The organism is Desulfoprunum sp., assembly GCF_053613775.1.
This window is the reverse complement of the sequence record NZ_JBSHXH010000004.1, coordinates 960115-982740: the sequence shown is the minus strand read 5'-3', so window position 1 is coordinate 982740 and position 22626 is coordinate 960115. Positions and strand designations below refer to the sequence as shown.

Genomic DNA, 22626 nt, shown 5'->3' with positions numbered 1-22626 from the left:
AGGCCTGCCGGGTGCAGTCTGGGCAGGTGGACTTGACATGCAGTGAGGAGAACCGGCACAGCCCTTTCCCTTCATTTCCGGTAAAGACCCGCGGCGCCTCGGAGGAGGGAGGCGCCCGGATGAGAGCGGGTCTTACATCTGGATGTTCATCATCTTGGCCTTCTCGGTCAGTTCCTCGCGGAAATCCGGATGGGCGATCGAGACCAGGGCCTGGGCCCGTTCCCAGGTCGATTTGCCCTTGAGGTTGACGATCCCGTACTCGGTGACCACATAATTGACAAAGACCCGGGGCAGGGTGGTGATCGTGCCCGGCTCGAGGAAGGGCCGGATCCGCGAGTGCCTGGTGCCGTCCTTGTCGACCACCGACGAACTGAGGCAGATCAGCGCCTTGCCGCCGCGGGAATGGTAGCAGCCATAAGTATAGTCGAACTGGCCGCCGGTGCCGGAGATATGCCGGGTGCCGCTCGATTCCGACGACACCTGGCCGAAGAGGTCGATCTCCAGGGCGTTGTTGATGGCGATGGCCCGGTCATTGGCCGAGATTTTTTCCAGGCTGTTGGTGTAGTTGACCGGGTAGCTGCTGCAGGACGGGTTGTGATGCAGGAATTCGTAGGTTTTCTTCGACCCGAGGGCGAAGGTGTAGACCATCTTGCCGATATCGTTTTTCTTCTTGCTGTTATCGATGCAGCCGGCCTCGTAGATGTCGACGAAGCTGTCGCACAGCATCTCGGTGTGAACGCCGAGGTTGCGCAGATTGGATTTGGCGATCAGTTTGCCGATGGCATTGGGCATCGCCCCGATGCCGAGCTGGAGGCAGGAGCCGTCCGTGATCCGGGAGACGACGATCTCGGCGATCTGCTCGTCGATATCGGAGATTTTCGGCTCCGGCAGGCAGAACATTGCCTCGTTGTCGCTTTCGACCACGGCGTCGACCTCGGAGATGTGAATCCGCTCCTCGTATCCGCCGTAGCAGTAGGGCATGTTCTCGTTGACCTCGACGATGATCTTTTTCGCCGCCCGGATCTGGGCCCAGGTGAAGGAATTGGAGACGCCGAAGTTGAAGTAGCCGTTGCTGTCCATCGGGGTGGTGCGGAGCAGCATGACATCGGTGGTGATATCCGCCTTGTCGTAGTAACCGGGACCTTCGTGGTAACACAGCGGGATGTAGTTGCAGACCTTCTGATCGTGGAGTTTGCGATCGGCGCCGGTGAAATGCCAGCTGTTGTACGAGAAGCTCCTCCCCTCCGGGTCGGCCTTGGCTACCGCCGCCAGACCGGGAAAGCCGAGGGAGCGGACCTTGACGTTTTCGACCTCGCCGACCCGATTGGCAAGGGCCTTGTCGAGGGTGATGGGCGTGGCGAGAAAACAGGCGTAGTCCACCCAGTCATTCGATTTGATCATCTGGACTGCATCACTGGACGACATCAACTTGCTGGTGAGTTGGCTTGTGTATTTCACTGTGATCTCCTTGGGCATGGAATGATCTTCGTTACCGGCTGCCATCGGCTGACAGGGGGGGCTCTCTCTTCTTGTTCGAAAATATAGATGATTGCGGTGCTCGGTCGCAATCGGCTGGAAGCTGAATTTAATCTGCGTCTTTTTCCGAAAGGGACTAGGTTCAGCACCTATCGGCAGGGAGTGTAAGCGTTGCGATGCTGAATGCCGTCGCCAAAAGAAAGGGGTTGAAGACCAGTGGTCTTCAACCCCTTTCTGTTTCGAAAAAGAGCGGCGGTCAAACGATGTGTTCGAGCCCGGGGGCCGGGAAGCCGGAGCACAGTTCCCTGACCTCGGCAGCGATCCGGGCGTGGGTCGCTTCATTCTCCGGATCGCTGATGACCTGGTCGAGCAGCCGGCCGACCTCGACCATCTCCGTCTCCTTGAAGCCGCGCGAGGTCACCGCCGCCGTCCCCAGCCTGATGCCGCTCGGGTCGTAGGGTTTGCGGGGATCGAAGGGGATGGCGTTGCAGTTGAGGACGATGCCGGCGGTATCGAGGATCCGGGCGGCCTTTTTGCCGGAGATGCCCTTGCTAGTCAGGTCGACCAGCATCAGGTGATTTTCGGTGCCGTTGGTGATCAGCCGGAAGCCTCTGGCCATCAGGGTATCGGCAAGGGCGGCGGCGTTGTTGACGATCTGGCGGGCGTACTGGCGGAACTCCTTCGTCGACGCCTCCTTCAGGGCGACGGCGATGGCGGCGGTGGTGTTGTCGTGGGGGCCGCCCTGGACGCCTGGAAACACCGCCTTGTCGATGGCCTGGGCGTATTTTTCCCGGCACAGGATCATCGCCCCGCGGGGGCCGCGCAGCGATTTGTGGGTGGTGGTGGTGACCACGTCGGCGTATGGCACCGGGGAGGGATGGGCCCCTCCGGCGACCAGGCCGGCAAAATGGGCCATGTCGACCATCAGCAGGGCCCCGACCTCGTCGGCGATCTCGCGGAATCTGGCGAAATCGAGGATCCGCGGATAGGCCGAATGGCCGGCGACGATGATTTTCGGCTTGCAGTTCCTGGCCTTCTCGGCAATCGCCTCGTAGTCGAGGAGGCCGGTGGCGGGATCGAGCTGGTACGACTGGGCGTTGAAGTACTTGCCGGAAATGCTCACCGGCGAGCCGTGGGTCAGATGGCCGCCATGGGGCAGGGCCATGCCGAGGATGGTATCGCCGCAGTTGAGAAAGGCGAGATAGACGGCGAGGTTGGCCGGCGAGCCGGAATAGGGCTGGACATTGGCATGCTCGGCCCCGAACAGCGACTTGGCCCGTTCGATGGCGATGGTCTCGACCTGGTCGATGATCTGCTGCCCTTCGTAATACCGCTTGCCGGGATACCCCTCCGAGTACTTATTGGTCAGGACCGAACCGGTCGCCTGCAGGACCGCCGTTGAAACATAGTTTTCCGAGGCGATCAGCCGGATTTTTCGGGACTGGCGGATTTCTTCCTGCCGCACCAGGGCATATATTTCCTCGTCTACCTTGAGCAGATCTTCCATTTTCCTTCCTTTTCAATCACGAGTTGGATGCCCGGCAACGATGTCCGGGGCATTGAGAGAACATGGCAATAAAAAAAAACGGTGACCAGGCCGCGTCCGGCCACTGACCACCGTCACATTCCGCCGGCCAGGGCGGAGGGCGAGGCGCCGCTGCAGGCCCTGCCGCACTTTTACTGGACCCGGCATGCAGTGAAGAGGAAACTATAATAAAGTCACCGCCAATTTCACAGCGGAAAATGGGAAAAAACGGTGTCGCCGCCGCAAGCGGGGTCGGGGGCGGATCGAGGCCCGATCAGCGGACAGGCAGCTCCGGAAAATCGGTGAAGATGGCGGTGGCCCCGAAGTCGAAGAGCTCCCGTTGCCGTTGTCTGTCGTTCACCGTATAGACATTGACCCCGAAACCGGCGGCACGCAGGGTGCGGATCAGTTCCCTGCTGGTGATGGCATCGGCGGGATGGTAGGCGGCGGCGCCGATCGTTTGCAGATATTGCACCAGTTCCGGCGGATGCTGCTCATTCTGGAGGACGCCGATCGAGATATGCGGGGCCAGGGCCTTGCATTGAACGAGATAATCATGGTTGAAGGAGGAGATCAGCACCATCGAGGCGGAACCGGCCCGATGGACGGCATCGAGGACGAGACTGGCGACATGCTGATCGAATCTGGTCCGCCGCTGATCCTTGATCTCGATGTTGAGCGGCATCTTGTGCCGCATCGCCCACTCCAGCAGTTCCGCCAGCGTCAGGATCCGTTGCGGCATCAGCGGCTCGAGGTCGGCGACGGCCAGCGTGCCGGCGGCCAGGGTCCCGAACGGATCGGCGGCCAGGAACCACGAGCCGATGTCGAGCTGCTTGAGCCGGCTGAGGTCCCATGTGCTGAGCCGCAGTGACTTTATCCCCAGTTTGTTGGCGATGAAAGCGGCGTTGGTGGTCCGTTTGAGGGTCGGGTCATGAAATACCACCGGGATGCCGTCCCGGCAGATCTGGACATCGGTTTCGATGAAATGGCAGCGGCCGACGCTGGCGGTGAACGCGCTCAGGGTGTTTTCCGGGCGGCAGGCCCTGAAGCCGCGATGGGCGCCGACCAGATGCACATCGGAAAATCGGTCGAAGAAGGTCATGCTTGTCGTTCCATCAGGGGATTGACGATACGGGAAGGACGGGCGCCGATATTTTTCATTTGATCCGTCTCTCGCTGTCCTTTCAGTTACTCCTCGTATCCGTGCCTTGTCAAGGGTATTGCCGGGCGAAAAGCAGGGGGAGCGGAGAACGCGCGTGTTTTTTGGTGTCAATCCCGTTTGCTTGGGAGTAAAAGACACAGGGATGTCGCCGAAGCTCCGTCTCTGCCTCCGACATCGGCCTGGGCCTGCATTTGTGCTCAACGTCAAGGAATAACGGTACGATGAACAGACGACTGGTACATCTCGACGCCGCGGTGGCGGGACCGCTCTTCATGCTCTCGGCGGCGCTGCTGTTCGCGATGCTCAATATCTGCATCAAGCTGCTGGGCAGCGAGTACTCGACCTGGGACATCGCCTTCTACCGCTCCTTCGGCGGCATGGTGCTGCTGCAGCTGCTGTTCGGGCGCCGCCGCAATCTCTTCAGGGGCCATAATCTGCCGCTGCTGATCTTCCGCGGCGGCGCCGGGGCGCTGGCCTTCCTGTCGATGATCATGGCCATCCGGTTGCTGCCGGTGTCGACGGCGATGGTGATCTTCTTCACCTATCCGGCCTTCGCCGCCGTGTTTTCCTTTGTCCTGCTGAAGGAGGGGATCAGCCGCTGCGAGGCCCTGTGTCTGCTCCTGGTCCTGGTCGGGGCCGGGATCCTCTTTGATTTTCAGCTGACCGGCAGCATCGCCGGCCAGGCCATCGCCCTGCTCGGCGGGGTCTTCGCCGGCCTGGCGATGACCCTGGTCCACCGCCTGCGCCGCGACAACGGTTCGGTGGTGATCTATCTCTACTTCTGCACGGTGTGCGCCGCCGTCGCCGCCCCGATGTATCTGGCCGATCCCACCCTTCCCGATCGGGGGGTGGAGGTGGTGGTGCTCCTCGGCATCGTTCTCTTCTCCCTCAGTGCCCAGTTGATGATGACCCAGGGATTCCTCTATTGCCGCGGCTGGGAGGGCGGGGTGTTCATGACGAGCGAGGTGATCTTTACCGCCATCATCGGCATCACCTTCCTCGGCGACCCGGCCGGCTGGCGCTTCTGGGTCGGCGGCCTGCTGATCCTCGGCAGCAGCACCCTGCTCGGTCGCCTGCTGGCGGCGAAAAAACCGGTAACCGGACTGCCGGCGGGCCATGGGGAATAAGGACGTTTTCATCTTATGTCGGGATTATCCACAGCGATGACCGCGGGCATCCTCTTCTCCCTGACGTACCTCGGCATCGCCTGCGGCCGTCTGCCGGGACTGGCCATCGACCGCACCGGCATCGCCCTGCTCGGCGCCATCGCCATGGTGGTCGGCGGGGTGATGACCGCCACCGAGGCCTTCGCCGCCATCGACATCCCGACCATCCTGCTGCTCTATTCGCTGATGGTGATCTCGGCCCAGCTTCGCCTTGGCGGCTTCTACGCCTGGTCGGCGCGCCGGATCATCCCGCTGCTGAACCGGCCCCGGCTGTTCCTGGCGGTGTCGATGCTGCTGGCCGCCGCCCTGTCGGCCCTGCTGGCCAACGATATCGTGTGCCTGGCCTTCACCCCGGTACTGATCCACGGCCTGGTTGCAGCCCGGCTCAACCCCGTCCCCTTCCTGCTCGGACTGGCTCTGGCCAGCAACATCGGCTCGGCCGCCACCATCATCGGCAACCCCCAGAACATGCTGATCGGCCAGAGCGCCGGCCTTGATTTCAACGCCTTCTTCATCTGGTGCCTGCCGCCGTCGCTGCTCGCCCTGGCCGCCGGCTACCTGCTGCTGGTGCTGTTCTATCGCCGCCGTTTCGTCGCCGGGGCCGAGAGTGCGACCGCCTGCCTCAATCGCCGGACTTCCTGGCCGGAGTTCAACCGGCACCAGACCGCCAGGGGCCTGGTGGCGATCGGCGCCCTCATCGCCCTGTTCTTCACCCCGGTGCCGCGCGAGGTCTCGGCCATCGGCCTCGCCGGCCTGCTCCTCTGCAGTCGCCGCTACGACACCCGGCGGATCCTCGGTCTGGTCGACTGGCACCTGATCACCCTGTTCTGTGCCCTGTTCATCGTCGTCCATGGCGTGTCCGCCGGCGATCTGCCGGGACAGGTGATGGCCGGGCTGCAGGGACTCGGCATCCATTTCAGCGAACCGTTGACCCTGGCCGTCATCTCGGCGGTGCTCAGCAACATCTTCAGCAACGTTCCGGCGGTGATGCTGCTGATCCAGTTCCTCGACCCCGCCGATCAGCACCTGTGGTATGTCCTGGCCGTATCCAGCACCTTCGCCGGCAACTTCATCCTCCTCGGCTCGATCGCCAATCTCATCGTGGTCGAGCAGGCGCTGGCCGAAGGGGTGGTGGTCTCGTTCGCGGAACACGCCAGAATCGGCATCCCGGTGACGCTGGCCAGCCTGACGATCCTGGCCGGGTGGATTGCGGTTGCCGGGTGAATGATCGGGGGAGATGAACGTTACCGCTGACACCACCCTGCCCGGTAGCGGCACCAGGGTGTTGCGCCTTGATAAAATCAGACCCGATATGCTATCAGGGAGAGTATGATTGAAGATGATCTTCGGAACAGCCAACGATATGGAGGGAGATTGACCGCCACGACCATGCGATTTTCAAAAATGATCAATCGACGCTCATTTCTTCGACGCAAACAACCACGAGCTGCCGTCACCTGGCCTGTTACTGTTTTCAGAAACAATAAAACATTGCGAGGGAAGGTGAGCAATATCAGCCGTGGCGGCGCCCTTCTCTGCCTTGCCGAGCAACCGGAACCACGTGATTCGATCCGTATTGTCGTTGAGATACCCGATTGCAACGATGTTGTTACGGCTGAAGGATCAGTTGTCAGGACATTTCTGTTGAAACGAGGCGGGGAGCAGCAATTTCCCTTTGCCGTGGCAGTTGAATTTACTGAAATATCTGAGAAAAATATCAGGTTGATTGCCGGCGTTCTGGCCCCGGAATGGCAACAGGATTACGTCGAACCCAAAGAGACCGCGGAAGCAACCGGATCAATCCAGATTGAAAAATATGCCGTTATCGGCATCGTATGTATTGGTGTGGGTCTGTTGCTGTATTACATGTCCATGACCAGCAGGCAGGAAGAAATTGATGGACTACGAATCGAACAGATGGCCGAAAAGCTGGCATTGATAGAATCACAATTGAAATCGTTGCATTCGGCAAATGTATCCATGACCGATGTTGCAGGTAAAATCGATGGTATTCGATATGATCTGAATAACGTTAAAAATACGATTCCGGAGATGGGGAAAGTTGAAAAACTGGTGGAACGACTGGAAAGCAAAGAGCAGGGGGATTCAGCGTTACATTCAGAGTCCGGTGATGGTTCCAGTTCATTGAAAGGCACTCCGGCAGCAGTGGAAGACGAAGTCGCACCATCACCTGAACCGGCCTACCATGTGGTCGAAAAAGGCGAGAATCTGTACAGGATCAGCCTGAATTATCATCTCAAAATCGACTACCTTCGCCAGGTGAACGGCCTCGACGTCAACAGTCAGATCTATCCCGGCCAGGTCCTGCTGGTGAAATAATGTCGTGGATTGCAGTCCGTGGCCATCGGCAATGCAGGGCGATTTTCATCTCTCCGACCTGGACGATCCGTTGAGGATCGCCTGGAAATACTGCTGGACAAAGCGGCCTGAAACCGTGTCGGCTATGGAGAATTGCAGGTTGGCGGCCGGAGAGAACGATCCGGTCAGGGCGAGAAAAATTTCCCGGGAAGCCTTGTGGATCGCTTCCTGCAGCCGCTTCCGGGTACCGCTGTCCAGCCCGGTCCGGCACCTGAGGGGGCGCTGGGCAAAAAGGGTGCAGACGCCATCCACCTGCAGCGGACAGGGAATGGTTCCGGCAGATGATACCCTCCCCGCGGCCTCCTCCCGATTGCGGCCCGTTTCCACCCGGTCTTCCCGGATCCGGGAGGATGCTGCCAGCGCCCGTTCGATCGCCGCCATGCGCTGGTCACGGTCGAGTTGCCGGTTCAGCGACTGACTCAGATACACCGCCTCGATCAGGTCCACCTCGAATCCGCCGTGGCAGCAGCAGGCAGCGGCGGCATCATTGTTGGGATCGCTGCCGGCCGCCACGGCCGCCGCATCGGCTTCCTCGAGAATCGCTTCGACCTCCCGCAGAAACGGCTTCAGGTCGACCGTCGTCTTATTTTCCAGCCGCGGCTCACTGGCCTTGAGCTGCCCCTTCTGTTTCCCATACCGGCGCAACAGCCGCCACTGGCTGAAGTTCCCTGGACTGATGCGCGCCTTTTTCAGCTTCTTTTCGGTCAGTCTGAGGCCGAAGCCGCGCCGCAGGAGATAGGCGGAGACGAAGGTGCCGGTGCGGCCGAGGCCATGACGGCAGTGGACCAGGACCTTTTTCTGCAGGTAGAGGGCCTCGTCCAGCCAGTCCAGGGCCTTTTCCATCAGCTCCATGTCGGGAGCGCTTTCATCCGGGATCGGCAGGTAGTAGACCTCGAAACCGGATTGTTTCTCGATCTCGTGCAGGTCGCAGAATTCGCCGCACAGATTGACGATGGCGTTGATCCCCTGTCCCTTGATGAGGTCGAGGTCGTCGTAGGACATCGGGGCCGAGCCGCAGGCCAGTTGGCTGGTCAGCCAGGTTACGCTGTAGGTCATGACGGCAAACCCGCGGGAGATTCGGCGAGGAAGGTCTTTATATAGCGCTGGACGTCGTCGAGGTCATGCAGCGTCATATCCATCAGCCGGGTCGCCCCGAGCAGTCGCCCGAGGGTCAGCAACGGCGCCTCCATGTCGGCGGCCGGGAGGGCGGAGATCCTGGCGTCGAGCAGGTCGCCGCGGGTCTCGATCTCGAAGCCGGCCTGCTGCAGCACGGTCGAGATCAGTTGCAGCCGCAGCAGGCGCCCCGAGAACTCCCCGCCGCCGCCGGCAAAGCGGAACTGGCAGTAGTTGTTGGCGCTGTTGTCGCCGCACAGGGCGTCGATCAGGGTGAAATGGTAGCCGAAGCGCATGATCAGGTTGACATAATCTCCTCCGATCACAGCATAACTGGCATACTCCGGCGAATCAACCGTCGATATGCCGTCGGCCAGGGTCGTTTCGCTGAACTGGCGCCAGTCGAAATGCGGCAGGTCGTGCCAGCGCACCGAAGTATGGGTCATCCCGGCCCACAGGGCGAGGAAGGGTGCCGAGCCGATCTGCTCGATCCGGATCGGCTCTCCCGTCGGGACGGTGGCCTGCAGGCCGCCGCCGACATCGACGACGAAGATATCGAACGGCAGGTCGGACAGGATTTTCTTGCGATGGCGGGCAGGCTGGCCGAGCCGGTCGCCGAGGGAAAACATGGTTCTCACCGCCTGCTCGTGACAGAAGCGGATCATGTCGTGGAAGGAACGGCATTCCTCGGGGACGAAATTGCCGGCCCGGGGATCGGTCAGGTGCAGGGGGGTGATGGTATCGAGCAGTCGACGCAGTTTGCGGAAATAGGGGAGATGGCGCTGGCTGCGATAGAGAGGCACGGCGGGACGGGTCGAGAGGGTGGCGCCGTCGAACACCTGCCGCTCCGCGGCCTGCATGGTGATGGTCTGACCGTGCCGGATGGTCTGGACCCCGGCGCCGAGGCCGCACAGCAGCGGCACCTCGAATTCCCGGCAGATCGTGGCGAAGTGACCGGCGACACTGCCGAGTTCGGCCAGCACCCCGGCCACCCGGTTTATGACCTGGACGTAGGAGGGGCGCGCCTCCCGGATCACGAGGATGGAACCGGCCGGGACCTGTTCGACCGGATGCTCGCGATCGACACAATAGGCCGGGCCGCTGGCCTGTCCCGCCGCCGCCGTGGTGCCGCCCCGCAGCAGGGGCTGGCAGCCGCCGTCACGGCTGTCCGCCGGGGCTTCGGTGGCGGCCGCCTGCGGCGGCAGGGGGCGGGTTGATAACGGGCGGCTCTGGAGGAAAAAGAGCTCACCGTTGTCCTGCATCACCCACTCGATATCCTGGGGACTGCCGAAGTGCCGTTCGATCTCGAGGGCGCGGGCGGCAAGGCTGATGGCCTGTTCAAGGCTCAGGACCGGTGGCGGGCCGGGATCGATCTGGCCGTCGTCGGTGACCGGGGGCCGGACCGTCAGCTCGTTGCGGTCGACCACCTGGATTGCCGGGATCAGCCGCCCGCTCACCAGGCCTTCCCCCAGGCCCCGCACCGTGTGAATATGGACCTGATCGGCATCGGGACGGGTCGGGCCGACCGTGTAGACGACACCGCTGGCGGTCGCGTCGACCATCTCCAGCACCATGACCGCCATCGGCGTCTCCTCGTCGCCGAGTCCGGTATGGATGCGATAGGTCAAGGCCTCGGGCTGGTACTTGCTCGCTAACACCGCGAGATAGGCGCTGATCAGGTCTTCGCGGCGGACGTCGAGAGCGGTCGAGTACTGGCCGGCGAAGGAGAATTCGCTGTCCTCGCCCACCGCGCTGCTGCGCACGACCATTCTGATGCTGTCTTCCCGCCCGGCGAAGGCGGCGGCCTGGGCGGCGAAGATCGCCTCGTTGACGGCGGGCGGGACCTCGGCGGCGGTGATCAGCTCTATCAGCCGGCTGGAAATATCGACGAGGGAGTCGGGGACGGTGGGATCGATCTCGGCCAACAAGGCGTTGATCAGGCCGCGCAGGTCATTGTATTCGAGCAGGTAATTGAAGCTGTTGACGGAAATGACAAAGCCGACAGGGATCGGCAGGTGGAGGATGGCGGCGATGGCGGCCAGGTTGGCGGTCTTGGCCCCGACCATGTCCGGCTTATGCGCGGTCGGCTCGTCGAGCGGCAGGGCAAACGGCGGGCCGAAGCGGACGGCCGGCGGGGCGAGCTGGAATCGGCCGTAGAAATCGAATTTCCGGTAATACTCGCGCAGCGTGACGAAGGAGCCGGGGGCCATCCGTTCGAGGCAGGTGACCATGCCGTTGACGCTGTCCGACAGGTGATCGTAGCGGTGACTGATTCGGCAGAAATCTTCTTTGATCCCTTGATAATAGAGGGCCTCCAGATCGGCCATGAGCTCGTGGCTGCGATTGTCGAAGACCAGCAGTTCGCGAAAGGCCTCATAGGTCTCGCGCAGGACGACGCCCGGGGCGAACAGGCGGTAGGTCCAGTACTTGAAGAGGGTGTTGAGCTGCATACGGTTAGCCCCACGGAATAGACCTGGGTTCGTCGGCCGTTACGAAAACAGTCCGGGCGGCGAGGGGCGGCAATGGCGCAACGACCGCCCGGAAAACGCGGTGGGCAATATATATCTATCAGTAACGATCCGGCACCGGTAAGTCAATCAATACGGTTGTATTCCGTGCAGCGGGGGACATCCGGTCGCCAATCCCGACGGAGGCGCCGTCGGCCGGGGGGGGGCGGCGGCAGGGGGATGGAAGGGGAGGTGGTGACGGGCGGGACCGGGAGATCGATGACGGCGGTGTGATGATCTCCCGGCCCGAGCCCGGCCCGGGGGGGCAGGTCTTCTATTTCGGTCGATGTTTCGGCGACACGTCCAGGAGCCGCACCTCTTCATTGAGTGTCCGCCAGCCGTGGCGTTCACCGGCCGGAATGAAATAGCTTTGATTGGGGTGGAGCAGCCGGCGGTCGCCGCCGACGAACATCTCAATCCTCCCCTCGAGGACGACGCCGCTCTGATCGAACGGATGGACATGGCCGGCATCCTCCCTGCCGGGACCAATCTCCATACACACCATGATCAGGTTGTTGCCGATCTCCATCTTGTTGAAAATACCCGGACGGAACCATTCCAGGGGCACTGAGGTCAAATCCCAGAAAGCCATGTCTGTTCTCCTTTTCCGAATGTGACATGCCGCGATCGAAAAACAGCTCCAAGTGCGGCGATTTGCAATGTTGATGTATCGGCAGGCCGTTTCCGCCTGCCCGTGAATCAGGCGATTTTCACCACTCTCTCATCGACCAGGCCGGCCCAGCGGGCCGGTTCCCGATGCCGCTCCCGTCCCGCCTGGTCGCGGAGCACCAGCTCATCGGTGTCCAGGTCGTATTCAGGGATGTCCGGGTCGTTCCAGCGCGACAGGAAATACCGGTAGAAGGGCAGATAAAGACCGCCATTGAGGCCGTCGCTGCTGAACACATATTCCGGCATGGTGTTGACGTTGAGGCCGGTATGATAATGGCGGAGAAAGGCGTGGTCGCCAAGGATCGCCAGTTTCAGCAGGGGCATGTCCGGATAGAGCTTCACCCGGATGTTTTTCTGGCCGGCCTTCAGGTCCTTGAGAAAACCGATGCTCTCGATGATCTGGTCGCGGATGAGCTCCGGTGTGATCTCCGGGTCCGGGATGCTCCGGGCGCGGGCGACCGCCCCCTCTCCATACGGATTGAGCAGCATGATCCTGGCCCTGCGGCAGTTGCGGACGGCATGGTGGAGTTCTCCGTCGGAATCGGCGAAGGTCCGCCGTCCGGTCGAGCCGATGATCATGATGTCCGCCGCGATACCCCGTGCCGCCTTCAATCTGCCGGCCGATCGGCGTCCCAGCAGTCCCGTCAACGGCGATTGCGGCACCAGACCGGCGCTCGTTGCCACCCGCGACAGTTTTCTGGCCTCCCATCCCTGCCGAATGGAGTTGAACATGATGATCAGCATGGCGGCGATGGAGAGTTCCAGCGAGATCAGAAATATCTTCTCGTTCTCGATGAACGCCCAGAAAGTGAGCAGATTCCTGGCCAGGGCGCTGAACACGTGCGGGATCGAGAAGGCGATGGCGGCACTCAGCAGCAGGACGATGAAATGGTATGACAGATGGATCAAATTCTTGGACATGATGGATTTCCGTTTTCAAAGAGAGAGATTTCGACATCGGGATCACTCGGGTCAGGACAGGACGATCAGGGCCGTGACCAGCGAAAACACGATGTCGGCCCGAGGGGTCTTTTCACTGGCCGCTACCCGATCACAGAGGGAAGAGACCAGCCGGATATCCTTGACGGGCAGGGTGAGCAGTTTCTCCCTGGTCTTGGTCAGAATCTCCGGGTCCTTGATCCTGTCATCGAGAACCGGCATGATTTTGGCGGTCTCGTTCTCAACGATCCTGTTCTGCCTGATTTTCAGGGCCTCGCCTGCCGTTTGGGCCGCATCGGGTTGCCGGTGGGGCTGCGGGACAGCCAGTGCCGGGCCGACGGTGAACAGGCCGATGATGATGAACGCCAGGGTGATGCTCCGGGTAAGATGTCGCATGGTGTACCTCCTTTCTCGAGTGTGAATGGATGTGCCGCCAGGATGATACGCTGCCGGTTCCCCAGTCTTGCCATACAGGCAGCAAGATGTATGCCACACGCTCTGGTTTGAAGGTATCTAACGGATATTCTGTCGAATATGAGAACAAATGAGGCGGCGTTGGTCGCGGTGGACCAGCCAGGTGTATGGATTTCCATTCAGGGGGCACCCGGCCCGCACGTCAACGACGGGGAGACAATGGCGCAATTCTGGCGATTTACCGGGAATGTATGGATTTCCCTACATGCTGAAGGGGATTGTCGAACGGGTGGGTTATTTCTTGAAATCGCCGGGATTCAGCCCATGTTTCTTGAGCAGGGCATACAGGTCGGGGCGGTACCGTCCGGCCATCGTCGCGGCGCTGCTGACATTGCCGTGGGACATCTCCAGCAGGCGCACCAGATACCCCTTTTCAAAGGCGTCCCGGGCTTCCGTCAGCGGCTGCAGACCTTCTTCGATCGTCCCCGCTTTGCCGGGCAGGATCAGGTCTTCGGTGATGACGTCCTGGACGGTCATCGCCACCGCATACTCGAGGGTGTTCTCCAGTTCCCGGACATTGCCGGGCCAGTCGTGGAGCATGAGCCGCTGCATCGCGGCCGGTGACAGGCCCTTGATTTTCTTGTTCATCTGGGTGCTGAGTTTCTTCAGAAAATAATCGGCCAGCAGGGGGATGTCTTCCCGTCGCTCCCGCAGGGCCGGCAACTCGATGGGAATGACGTGGATGCGGTAGAACAGGTCTTCGCGGAACTGGTCCTGCCTGACCATCTCCGCCAGGTTCCTGTTGGTGGCGACGATCACCCGGACGTCGACCGACAGGGGCTTTTCGCTGCCGACCGGATAGAACTGGCGCTCCTGCAGCACCCGGAGCAGCTTGACCTGGAGCGAAGGCGACATGTCGCCGATCTCGTCGAGGAAAATGGACCCTTGATGGGCCTGGGCGAACAACCCCCGCGAGCTCCTGATCGCCCCGGTGAAGGCACCTTTCTCATGACCGAAGAGCTCGCTCTCGAGCAGATTTTCCGGCAGGGCGGCGCAGTTGATGGCCACGAACGCCTTGTCCTGGCGCGGGCTGGCAAGATGGATCGCCCGGGCGATCAGTTCCTTGCCGGTGCCGCTCTCGCCGTGGATGTGGACCGTCGAATCCATCCCGGCGATCCTGGCCACGGTCTCCAGCACCTGCCGCATCTTGTCGCTGCGCGCCACGATGTTCTTGAAGTCGTAGCGTTCCGCCAGCAGACCCTTGAGCCGGTTGACCTCGGAGCTGAGCCGGCGGTTTTCCAGGGCCCGGTCCACATGCAGCGACAACTCCCGCGCGTCGAACGGTTTGGTGAGATAGGTGTAGGCCCCCCGTTTCATCGCCTCGACGGCGCTTTCGATGCTGCCATGGGCGGTGAGAATGATGGCCGGCAGGTCCGGGCTCATCAGGTGGATCTCTTCCATCAGCGAGATCCCGTCCTGGTTCGCCAACTGCAGATCGATCACCGCGAGATCGAAGACCTGGGTTGCCACCGCCTGCCTGGCCGCCTCTTCATCCCGGATCGCCGTCACCTCGTAGTCCATCGATTCCAGCCGCATCTTGATGATTTCCAGCAGGTTGCGGTCGTCGTCGACCACCAGCAGCTTTGCCCGTGCCATGAGTGTCTACCTCCTCATCTCCCGCTTTTTCTCTTCGATCTCGATATCGATCTGCCTGGTCTTTTCCATGGTATCAAGGATATCGACCCAGATCCTGGCCTCTTCGGTACGCGGACTGTCGGGGAACTCCTTGACGATCCGGGCGAACAACGCCTGGGCCTGGCGGATGTCCTTTTTCGGATTGGCGTAATGGATGTGGATCAGCCCCATCGCGAACAGCGCCTCGTCGCCCGGCGGGTCGTGGGGAGAGCGGGCGAGGGCTTCCAGGTTGGCCTGCAGCGCCCCTTGAATATCCCCCTGGACGAGGAGCTGTTGGCCGTTGAGGAGATGGATGAAACCCTGCTCGACCGACGGTTCCCTCACTGTTTCTTTGGCCTCGATATCGTTACCCCTGGTTTCCTTCACGATATCGTTACCCCTCGTTTTCTTCACGACCTGGAGCATGTGGATCCAGCTCCTGGCCTCTTCCGCCCGCGGACTCCGGGGGAATTCCCTGGTGAGCCGGGTGAAGGCCTGGAGGGCCTTGCCGGGGTCACTTTTCGGGTTGTCAGGATGGACATGGATCATGCCGATCTCGTACAGCGCCGCATCGCCGGGCGGACTGTGCGGGTAGAGGTCGAGCACCTTCCGGCTCTCCCGCAGCGCGCCTTGGAAGTCGCGGTCGACAAGGAGCTGCCGACCGTGCCGCAGTCCGGCGTTCTCCCGATCCGTCGGCGTGTCGCCGAGCGGTGCACAGGCGGCGACAATGAAGATGATCAGAGCGGCAACACAAAAATAAAGGTGCTGCCATGCCCCGCTTCGCTTTCTGCCCATATACTACCTCCATGCGCATGCACGATGTGTTTGACGATTGCCAGCCCCAGCCCCGTGCCCTCGAGGCGGCGGGAGTCCGCAGGGGAAACCTGGCGGAATTTTTCGAAAATACTGCCGATATGTTCCCGGGGGATGCCGGGCCCGGTGTCGGTTATCGACACCCGCAGTCCATCCGCTGTCAACTGAGCCTCGACCCGGACCGAACCGCCGTGCGGGGTGAACTTGAGGGCGTTGCCGAGAAGGTTGCGCAGCACCTGCCTGATCCGCTCGCTATCCATGGCGACACGCGGGACCTCGCCGATATCCTTCTCGAGCCGGATGCCCCTGGATTCGGCCAGGGGCATCAGTTCGTCGAGCGTCCGGTTGATCAGCGGCGGCAGATCATACTCGGTAAAATGGAATGGCACCATACCTGCCTCGAGCTTGGAGAGGTCGAGCAGCGAATTGACCAGGCGTATCAACCGGTTGCTCTCCTCGGCAATAATGGTCAGCAACTTCCTCTGTTTATCGGTGACCTCGCCGCCCTTGCCCTCGAGAAACAGGTTGGTTCCCTCGCGAATCGAGGTGAGGGGGGTCCGCAGCTCGTGCGACATCAGGGAGAAGAATTCGGTTTTCATCCGGTCCACCTCCTTGAGTCTGGCGCACATCGTATTGAAGGCCTGGGCCAGCGCCCCGACCTCGGGGGGAGAGGGCAGTTCCAGGTCGGGCTCCAGCTTCCCGGCGGCAATCTCCACCGTCTTTTTCTTCATCCGCGACAGCGGCAGGACGATGCTCCGGGTGATGCTGATCGACAGCACCAGACCGAGCAGGAAGGCGATGGCGGTGATCACCACGGCCATCGTCTGGGCCTTGACCCCGGCCTCATCGAGTGTTTTGACCTTGCTGAAGGTAGTGTGGTGGATCAAGGCCCTCAACTGGGTCAGATCCTCCAGCGCCCGGTTCAGCACCTGTTCCTTGTCGTCGCCGCTGCGGTTTTCAGGAAGGGGCTTGCCCGCCTCCAGCAGGGCAACGTCCTCGGCAATCAGCGACTGGTAGGTTCGATGGTTCCTTTCCAGGCGGATCAGCACCTCCTGCATCTCCCCCGGTTCCACCAGGCCCCTGGCCTCCTCGAAGTAGCGCTCGAAATCCTTTTTCGAGATCAGAAAGCTCTGATACAACGCCGGGTCCCACATGACGGCGATGTTTTTCTCATAGCGGGAGGCCGACAGCAGGGCGTCGGCCATGTTCTTGTGGAGATCGAGCATGTTGGTGTCGTGCAGGATGATCGAATGGGTGATCCCCCTCATCTGGCCGAGTTGGATGATGGAGTAGGCGCTCACCGCCGTTGCCATCACCAGCAGGGCGAAATAACTGAGCATCAGGCGAGAGAATATGGTCAATCGTGTTCCTCCGGGTTCAATGGCAGGGGAGTGCGGCCGACTAATGTCCGGGAGTCGGCCAATGCGGCATGGTTGAGATACATGGGGTGCCGGCAGGCGGCAGGAGCAACTTCCGATATACCGCGGGAGTACTTTTCAGGTCAAGTGGCGCCGGGGCGGTCCCATGCGCGGCGCTCTGTTCGATTTACATGTTTTTCAGCGGCTGGTGACCGGTTTGCGGGCGGCGGGAGTGGACGGCTGGGTCGAGGCGATGGCATGGCTCCCCGACCTCCCGACCGCGATGGCACGGCTGCCGGGAGGTCGGAAATGTACTGGGGATTACGATGAAACTCCTGTCAGATCCTCTCCGGCCAGATATCCTGTGACATCTCCGAGAGTTTGTATTTCTGGATCTTGCCGCTGGCGGTCATCGGGTATTTATCGATAAAGTGGACATATTTTGGGACCTTGAAGCGGGCGATCTTGCCCCGGCAGAAGTCGATGACGTCGCTCGCCTCGATATTGGCATTGTCCTTGCGGACGATGAATGCCCCCACCTCCTCGCCGTATTTCTCGCTCGGCACGGCGGCCACCTGGACGTCCTTGATGCCGTCCATGTTGTAGAGAAACTCCTCGATCTCGCGGGGATAGATATTCTCGCCGCCGCGGATGATCATGTCCTTGATGCGCCCGGTGATCCGGAGGTTGCCGACCTCGTCCATGATGCCGAGGTCACCGGAACGGAGCCAGCCGTCCTCGGTGAGCGCCTTGCGGGTGGCTTCCTCGTTGTTGTAGTACCCCTTCATGACGCTGTAGCCGCGGCAGCACACCTCTCCCTGGGTTTCCGGGGGCAGGGTCGCCCCGGTGTTGGGATCGATGACCTTGACTTCGAGATGGGGCAGGGCCCGGCCGACGGTCTCCACCCGCAGGCGGAACTCGTCGCCGATACGGGTATAGGTCATGACCGGGGAGGTTTCGGTCAGGCCGTAGCAGATGGTGACATCGGTCATGTTCAACCGCTCGATGACCTGCTCCATGACCTTGACCGGGCAGTTCGAGCCGGCCATGATCCCGGTGCGCAGCGACGAAAAGTCGAACCTGGAGAACAGCGGGTGGTCGAGGATGGCGATGAACATCGTCGGCACGCCGTACAGTGCGGTGCAGCGCTCCTTCTCGACCGAGGTCATGACCATCACCGGGTCGAATCCCTCGAGGAACACCAGGCAGGAACCGTGGCTGACCGAGGCGATGGCCCCCATGACGCAGCCGAAGCAGTGGAACAGCGGCACCGGCACGCATATCCGGTCCTTCTCGGTTAAGAGTTGGTTCGCGCCGACGAAATACCCGTTGTTGCCGATATTGTGATGGGTCAGCATGACCCCCTTGGGGAAGCCGGTGGTTCCCGAGGTGTACTGCATGTTGACGACATCATGGGGCGAGAGGGTGGCCTGGCGGGCCTGGTATTCCTCATCGCCGACCATCGCCGCCAGGGCGTTGATCTCGGGGATCGAGTACATTCCCCGGTGTTTCTCCAGACCGAGGAAGCAGACCCGCCTGAGGTGCGGAAAGCGGCTGCTGGCCAGGCGGCCCCGCTCCATGGTCTTCAGTTCCGGGACCAGGTCGTAGATGGTGGTGATGTAGTCGGTGTCCTGATAGCCGTCGATCAGGAAGAGGTTCTCGGTCTCCGACTGGCCGAGCAGGTACTCGATCTCGGCCCTCTTGTAGTTGATGTTGACGGTGAGCAGGATCGCCCCGATCTTGGCGGTGGCGAACTGGAGGATCACCCAGTTGGGGATGTTGGTGGCCCAGATGGCGACCTTTTCGCCCTTCTGCACACCGAGCGCCATCAGGCCCCTGGCCAGGTCGTCGACGGCCTGCTGGAATTGGCGGTAGGTCAGGCGGAAGTTGCGGTCGACGTAGACGATGGCGTCGTTGTCGGGGTATCTGGCGACGGTCGTATCGAGCATCCGTCCCAGGGTCATATCGAGCAACGGCAGTGTCTGTTCCATGGCGCCTCCCCTATTCCGGTATGTAGATCACGGCATGGATCCGGGCCTTTTCACCGCCGCGGGCGCTGACATAATGCGGCACCACCGAGTTGTAGTAGACGCTGTCTCCCTCCTCGAGGATGTAGGTCTCCTTGCCGTAGATCACCTCGATGCTGCCCTTGACAACGGCGATCCACTCCTCGCCCTCGTGGGAGGACAAGGTCTTTTTGGCGGCCGATTCCGGCATCACCTCGATGAAGAACGGTTCCATGTGGCGATCGGTCTTGCCCGTTCCCAAAGAGAAGAAGTTGAGCGATGCCGGCTTGTTCTTTTCGGCGAGAACGCTGAATTTGGTCAGCCGCTCGGCACTGCGGACGATGTAGGGGTCGGTCGTTTGCTGGTCGTCGAGGAAGGTGCCGAGACGGACCCCGAGGGTCCGGGCGATCTTGATCATCGGCCCCAGCGGGGGGTAGACGTTCTCCTTGAGCATGGTGGCGATGAACTCCCGGTCGAGTCCGGTGCTCTCGGCGAGCCTGTCGATCCCGATGTCCCGCTTTTCCATATAGTACCTGATTCGCTGACTGATCTTCTCTACACTCATACCTTTCCCTCGTCTATTTTGTTGATGCCCCAGCCATCCACCTGCCCTGCACATCACGTCCCCGACGGCCGCCGGCCAGGGGGGACGTGAGCCGCGTTGCCGGTATTCCCCTATGCCACCGTCATGGTCCAGCCGAAAGGATCCCTGGCCCTGCCGTACTGGATATCCATCAACTCCTTGAACAGCCGGGCGGAAACCGGACCGACGCCGCCGTCGCCGATGGTGATCTCCTTGCCGTCGAACTTCATGTGGCCGACCGGCGAGATGACGGCGGCGGTGCCCGATCCGAAGATCTCCTTCAGCTCTCCCCGCTGGTTGGCGGCATAGACCTCATCGATGCCGATCCTGCGCTCCGTCACCTTCATGCCCCACGACCGGGCCAGGGTGATGACCGAATTGCGGGTGACACCGGCGAGGATGCTGCCGTTGAGCATCGGGGTGATCAGTTCGTCGCCGATAACGAAGAAGATGTTCATCGACCCCACTTCCTCGACATATTTCAGGTCGACGCCGTCGAGCCACAGCACCTGGGTGTACCCTTCCTTGTGGGCCATCTCGGTGGCGTAGATGCTGGCGGCATAATTGGCGGCGGTCTTGGCCTCGCCCAGTCCGCCCCGGACGGCCCGGACATACTTGGAGGTGACCCAGATCTTCACCGGGTTGAATCCCTTCGGATAGTAGGCGCCCACCGGCGTCAGGATGATGAAGAAACGGTAGGTCTGGGATACGCGGAGACCGACATAGGGATCCATGGCGACGATGGCGGGACGGATGTAGAGCGAGGTCCCGGGGGCGCTCGGCACCCAGTCCTTTTCGACCTTGAGCAGCTCGACGAGGGCGTGGAGAACGAATTTTTCGTCGAGCGGTGGGATGCAGAGCTTGTCCCCCGACTGGTTGAGGCGCCTGATGTTGTCCTGCGGCCGGAACAGCTGGACGGCCCCGCTCTCGGTGCGGTAGGCCTTCAGGCCCTCGAAAATGGTCTGACCGTAGTGCAGCACTATCGTCGACGGATCCATCGCTATCGGTCCATAGGGCTCGATGCGGGGATTGTGCCACCCCTGGTCGGGATTATAGTCCATGTTGAACATGTAATCGGTGAAGATGGTCCCGAATCCCAGCGACGTTTGATCGGGGTGACTCTTGAGGCTGTCCGCTTTCCTGAATGCTATTTTCATCATGGCTCCTTCCGTAAGTTGTATTGATGCATATGATTACCGTTGTTTGCTGAAAATGTGAGGAAATGTCAATAAAAACAGGTTCGGGGTGCTGGCGGAGAGACGATTGGCCCACCCAAGTAAATAGAATGACAAAGAGATCCAAACCGTAGCCCACCATACCACAAACCCCGGGGGAATTGCCGCTCTTTTTCCGGGACATGGGAGGAAATTTCCGGCATATTTCCGCCATATAAAAGAAGGATTCCGTCTCGTTGGGCGCCGCAACGATTGCTTGTGGTGATCCCCTGTCCGGCCGGCCGGGACAAGGCGTCAAGGTGAATCCGGCAGCCGGAGCCGGGTACAGGGTTGCAGGCGGCAGCTCCCGCCCGGTGCGGCGACGATGCCGTCCATCGCGCTGATCTCGGGTCGAAGGTTGCTGGAAACAAGGACTGTGGCGGGCGGCGGAAAAAATCATGAGTTTTTTTTGCCGTACACGTTATGGTGAATGACATTGATTCTCAATTCGATTCAGATCCTGCCGGTGCGGTCCGGTAGCGTATCCATCCGCCGGTTTCGGTTCACTGCCGGCAGGAACCGGTGTGTTTACCTGAACGCGACGGTGTGGTAGAGTGGGGCGGAAATTGATCGAGCGCTCGGTTGTTGGCGGCGTCCGACGCCGCCACCGCGGCCGGGAGGATCATGGAGGGAAAACTACAGACGACAGTTTCCGGCATCGGCCGGGATGAAAGACCGAAGATAGAGTTGTGAGGCATCAACCGCCGGTGGTGCAGGCTCAAGCGCCACCGGCAAATTTTACCGAAGCGGTGAACAATGAGAAAAGACATCATCGAAATACGATGGCACGGACGCGGCGGCCAGGGTGCCATCACCGCGGCCAAGATTGTGGCGAACGGGGCCTTTGTCTGCGGCTACAAGGGCGTGGTCATGGCGCCGACCTTCGGCACCGAGCGGCGCGGCGCCCCGGTCTTCACCTCGCTGAAGATTTCCCGGGAAAAAATTTACGATCTCTCGCCGATCACCACCCCCGACATGGTGGTCGTCCTCGATCGCACCCTGCTCGCAGAGGTCGATGTGGTGGCGGGGCTGAAGGACAACGGCCTGGTCATCCTCAATGCCCCTCCGCCCGCCTCCAGCTACGATTTCGGCAACGCCCGGGTGGCCGTCTCCGACGTCACGACCCACGGGGTTGAAGCAGGACTGCCGCCGGGCATCGTCAACAGCGGCATCATCGGCGCCTTTGCCAAGGCCAGCGGTCTGGTCGACATCGACACCCTGTCCCGCGCCATCGAAGAAGAGTTCGCCGGCAAGAAGCCGGAACTGAACGCCAGGGCGGCACGGATCGCCTACGAACATACCTTCATCGGAGAGTGAGAGATGGCGAAGAGAAACTACTGCGAAATGATATCGAGAAGCCAGCCGGGCCCCGGCGACGGCGGCAACACCGGTTCATGGCGGGTCAAGCGGCCGGTCATGGACCACGGCAAGTGCATCCCGGCCAAGACCGGCAAGCCGTCCTGCTTCACCTGCTGGCTCTACTGCCCGGACTGCGTTGTCAGCAAGACCATTCCACCCGCCATCAACCTCGACTACTGCAAGGGCTGCGGCATCTGCGCCGAGGAGTGTCCGGCCGGGGCCATCGAGATGGTGGACGAGGCGAGTTTTATCGCGAAGGAGAAATAACC

19 protein-coding genes are annotated in these 22626 nt (G+C 61.2%); 5 read left to right on the top strand and 14 right to left on the bottom strand.

Going from position 1 to position 22626, the window contains the following annotated elements; translation table 11 throughout:
• Positions 1-132 precede the first annotated feature (132 nt).
• From ACWGKN_RS08470 to ACWGKN_RS08460, 3 genes are all read right to left on the bottom strand, one after another.
• The gene (locus tag ACWGKN_RS08470) at positions 133-1458 is read right to left on the bottom strand and encodes an acetyl-CoA hydrolase/transferase family protein (protein ID WP_424252651.1); all 1326 of its coding nucleotides are present in this window, start codon (positions 1456-1458) and stop codon (positions 133-135) included.
• Positions 1459-1732: 274 nt separating this feature from the next.
• Positions 1733-2983 carry a serine hydroxymethyltransferase gene (locus ACWGKN_RS08465; RefSeq protein ID WP_035228066.1) on the bottom strand — a complete coding sequence of 417 codons (1251 nt, stop codon included), beginning with the start codon at positions 2981-2983 and terminating at the stop codon, positions 1733-1735.
• A gap of 292 nt (positions 2984-3275) precedes the next feature.
• Positions 3276-4103, bottom strand: coding sequence for a glycerophosphodiester phosphodiesterase (locus ACWGKN_RS08460; RefSeq protein ID WP_035228065.1), 828 nt, complete (start codon positions 4101-4103; stop codon positions 3276-3278).
• A gap of 281 nt (positions 4104-4384) precedes the next feature.
• On the opposite strand from ACWGKN_RS08460, the gene ACWGKN_RS08455 reads away from it, so the two are divergent.
• The 3 genes from ACWGKN_RS08455 (at position 4385) to ACWGKN_RS08445 (ending at position 7669) form a co-directional block, all read left to right on the top strand.
• The gene (locus ACWGKN_RS08455) at positions 4385-5290 is read left to right on the top strand and encodes a DMT family transporter (RefSeq protein WP_424254237.1); all 906 of its coding nucleotides are present in this window, start codon (positions 4385-4387) and stop codon (positions 5288-5290) included.
• A 36-nt stretch (positions 5291-5326) separates the two neighbouring features.
• Complete coding sequence (locus ACWGKN_RS08450) at positions 5327-6553, top strand: anion transporter (RefSeq protein WP_452095035.1); 1227 nt, start codon at positions 5327-5329, stop codon at positions 6551-6553.
• Positions 6554-6658: 105 nt separating this feature from the next.
• Positions 6659-7669, top strand: coding sequence for a PilZ domain-containing protein (locus tag ACWGKN_RS08445; protein WP_452095034.1), 1011 nt, complete (start codon positions 6659-6661; stop codon positions 7667-7669).
• 45 nt (positions 7670-7714) lie between these two features.
• On the opposite strand, the gene ACWGKN_RS08440 is transcribed toward ACWGKN_RS08445, so the two are convergent.
• The 11 genes from ACWGKN_RS08440 to ACWGKN_RS08390 all read right to left on the bottom strand — a co-directional run bounded on the left by ACWGKN_RS08440 (position 7715) and on the right by ACWGKN_RS08390 (position 20941).
• Positions 7715-8764 carry a protein-tyrosine phosphatase family protein gene (locus tag ACWGKN_RS08440; protein ID WP_035228057.1) on the bottom strand — a complete coding sequence of 350 codons (1050 nt, stop codon included), beginning with the start codon at positions 8762-8764 and terminating at the stop codon, positions 7715-7717.
• A complete protein-coding gene (locus ACWGKN_RS08435; protein ID WP_052159794.1) occupies positions 8761-11271 on the bottom strand; it encodes a PEP/pyruvate-binding domain-containing protein in 2511 nt (836 codons plus the stop codon). The genes ACWGKN_RS08440 and ACWGKN_RS08435 overlap by 4 nt, the downstream gene beginning before the upstream one ends.
• A gap of 331 nt (positions 11272-11602) precedes the next feature.
• Positions 11603-11920 (bottom strand): cupin domain-containing protein, encoded by a 318-nt coding sequence (locus ACWGKN_RS08430; RefSeq protein ID WP_035232696.1) that lies wholly within the window; start codon positions 11918-11920, stop codon positions 11603-11605.
• 107 nt (positions 11921-12027) lie between these two features.
• Positions 12028-12918, bottom strand: a complete 891-nt coding sequence (locus ACWGKN_RS08425) for a hypothetical protein (RefSeq protein ID WP_035232697.1) — start codon at positions 12916-12918, stop codon at positions 12028-12030.
• Positions 12919-12969: 51 nt separating this feature from the next.
• Complete coding sequence (locus ACWGKN_RS08420) at positions 12970-13332, bottom strand: hypothetical protein (RefSeq protein ID WP_035232699.1); 363 nt, start codon at positions 13330-13332, stop codon at positions 12970-12972.
• Between the two features lie 312 nt (positions 13333-13644).
• Positions 13645-15006 (bottom strand): sigma-54-dependent transcriptional regulator, encoded by a 1362-nt coding sequence (locus ACWGKN_RS08415; protein ID WP_424254226.1) that lies wholly within the window; start codon positions 15004-15006, stop codon positions 13645-13647.
• 6 nt (positions 15007-15012) lie between these two features.
• Entirely contained in the window at positions 15013-15819 is an 807-nt protein-coding gene (locus ACWGKN_RS08410) for a tetratricopeptide repeat protein (RefSeq protein ID WP_424254224.1), read from the bottom strand.
• Positions 15762-17198, bottom strand: coding sequence for a sensor histidine kinase (locus ACWGKN_RS08405; protein WP_424254222.1), 1437 nt, complete (start codon positions 17196-17198; stop codon positions 15762-15764). Before ACWGKN_RS08405 ends, ACWGKN_RS08410 begins: the two co-directional genes overlap by 58 nt.
• Before the next feature lie 335 nt (positions 17199-17533).
• Positions 17534-19186 carry an AMP-binding protein gene (locus ACWGKN_RS08400; RefSeq protein WP_035232705.1) on the bottom strand — a complete coding sequence of 551 codons (1653 nt, stop codon included), beginning with the start codon at positions 19184-19186 and terminating at the stop codon, positions 17534-17536.
• 10 nt (positions 19187-19196) lie between these two features.
• Positions 19197-19766 (bottom strand): cupin domain-containing protein, encoded by a 570-nt coding sequence (locus ACWGKN_RS08395; RefSeq protein WP_035232707.1) that lies wholly within the window; start codon positions 19764-19766, stop codon positions 19197-19199.
• Positions 19767-19876: 110 nt separating this feature from the next.
• Entirely contained in the window at positions 19877-20941 is a 1065-nt protein-coding gene (locus tag ACWGKN_RS08390; protein WP_452095321.1) for a branched-chain amino acid aminotransferase, read from the bottom strand.
• An 825-nt stretch (positions 20942-21766) separates the two neighbouring features.
• Here ACWGKN_RS08390 and ACWGKN_RS08385 point away from each other — a divergent pair.
• Positions 21767-22315: a 2-oxoacid:acceptor oxidoreductase family protein gene (locus tag ACWGKN_RS08385; protein WP_035232747.1), complete on the top strand. Its 549-nt coding sequence runs from the start codon at positions 21767-21769 to the stop codon at positions 22313-22315.
• Between the two features lie 3 nt (positions 22316-22318).
• A complete protein-coding gene (locus ACWGKN_RS08380) occupies positions 22319-22624 on the top strand; it encodes a 4Fe-4S binding protein (protein WP_035232710.1) in 306 nt (101 codons plus the stop codon).
• Positions 22625-22626 lie beyond the last annotated feature (2 nt).

What these genes read in the sequence shown, in the direction of transcription:
- ACWGKN_RS08465 (WP_035228066.1), bottom strand. Translation starts at nt 2,983, where the DNA reads ATGGAAGATCTGCTCAAGGTAGACGAGGAAATATATGCCCTGGTGCGG.
- ACWGKN_RS08455 (WP_424254237.1), top strand. Translation starts at nt 4,385, where the DNA reads ATGAACAGACGACTGGTACATCTCGACGCCGCGGTGGCGGGACCGCTC.
- ACWGKN_RS08445 (WP_452095034.1), top strand. Translation starts at nt 6,659, where the DNA reads ATGATTGAAGATGATCTTCGGAACAGCCAACGATATGGAGGGAGATTG.
- ACWGKN_RS08435 (WP_052159794.1), bottom strand. Translation starts at nt 11,271, where the DNA reads ATGCAGCTCAACACCCTCTTCAAGTACTGGACCTACCGCCTGTTCGCC.
- ACWGKN_RS08440 (WP_035228057.1), bottom strand. Translation starts at nt 8,764, where the DNA reads ATGACCTACAGCGTAACCTGGCTGACCAGCCAACTGGCCTGCGGCTCG.
- ACWGKN_RS08400 (WP_035232705.1), bottom strand. Translation starts at nt 19,186, where the DNA reads ATGGAACAGACACTGCCGTTGCTCGATATGACCCTGGGACGGATGCTC.
- ACWGKN_RS08390 (WP_452095321.1), bottom strand. Translation starts at nt 20,941, where the DNA reads ATGAAAATAGCATTCAGGAAAGCGGACAGCCTCAAGAGTCACCCCGAT.
- ACWGKN_RS08415 (WP_424254226.1), bottom strand. Translation starts at nt 15,006, where the DNA reads ATGGCACGGGCAAAGCTGCTGGTGGTCGACGACGACCGCAACCTGCTG.
- ACWGKN_RS08395 (WP_035232707.1), bottom strand. Translation starts at nt 19,766, where the DNA reads ATGAGTGTAGAGAAGATCAGTCAGCGAATCAGGTACTATATGGAAAAG.
- ACWGKN_RS08460 (WP_035228065.1), bottom strand. Translation starts at nt 4,103, where the DNA reads ATGACCTTCTTCGACCGATTTTCCGATGTGCATCTGGTCGGCGCCCAT.
- ACWGKN_RS08450 (WP_452095035.1), top strand. Translation starts at nt 5,327, where the DNA reads ATGACCGCGGGCATCCTCTTCTCCCTGACGTACCTCGGCATCGCCTGC.
- ACWGKN_RS08420 (WP_035232699.1), bottom strand. Translation starts at nt 13,332, where the DNA reads ATGCGACATCTTACCCGGAGCATCACCCTGGCGTTCATCATCATCGGC.
- ACWGKN_RS08380 (WP_035232710.1), top strand. Translation starts at nt 22,319, where the DNA reads ATGGCGAAGAGAAACTACTGCGAAATGATATCGAGAAGCCAGCCGGGC.
- ACWGKN_RS08430 (WP_035232696.1), bottom strand. Translation starts at nt 11,920, where the DNA reads ATGGCTTTCTGGGATTTGACCTCAGTGCCCCTGGAATGGTTCCGTCCG.
- ACWGKN_RS08410 (WP_424254224.1), bottom strand. Translation starts at nt 15,819, where the DNA reads ATGGGCAGAAAGCGAAGCGGGGCATGGCAGCACCTTTATTTTTGTGTT.
- ACWGKN_RS08425 (WP_035232697.1), bottom strand. Translation starts at nt 12,918, where the DNA reads ATGTCCAAGAATTTGATCCATCTGTCATACCATTTCATCGTCCTGCTG.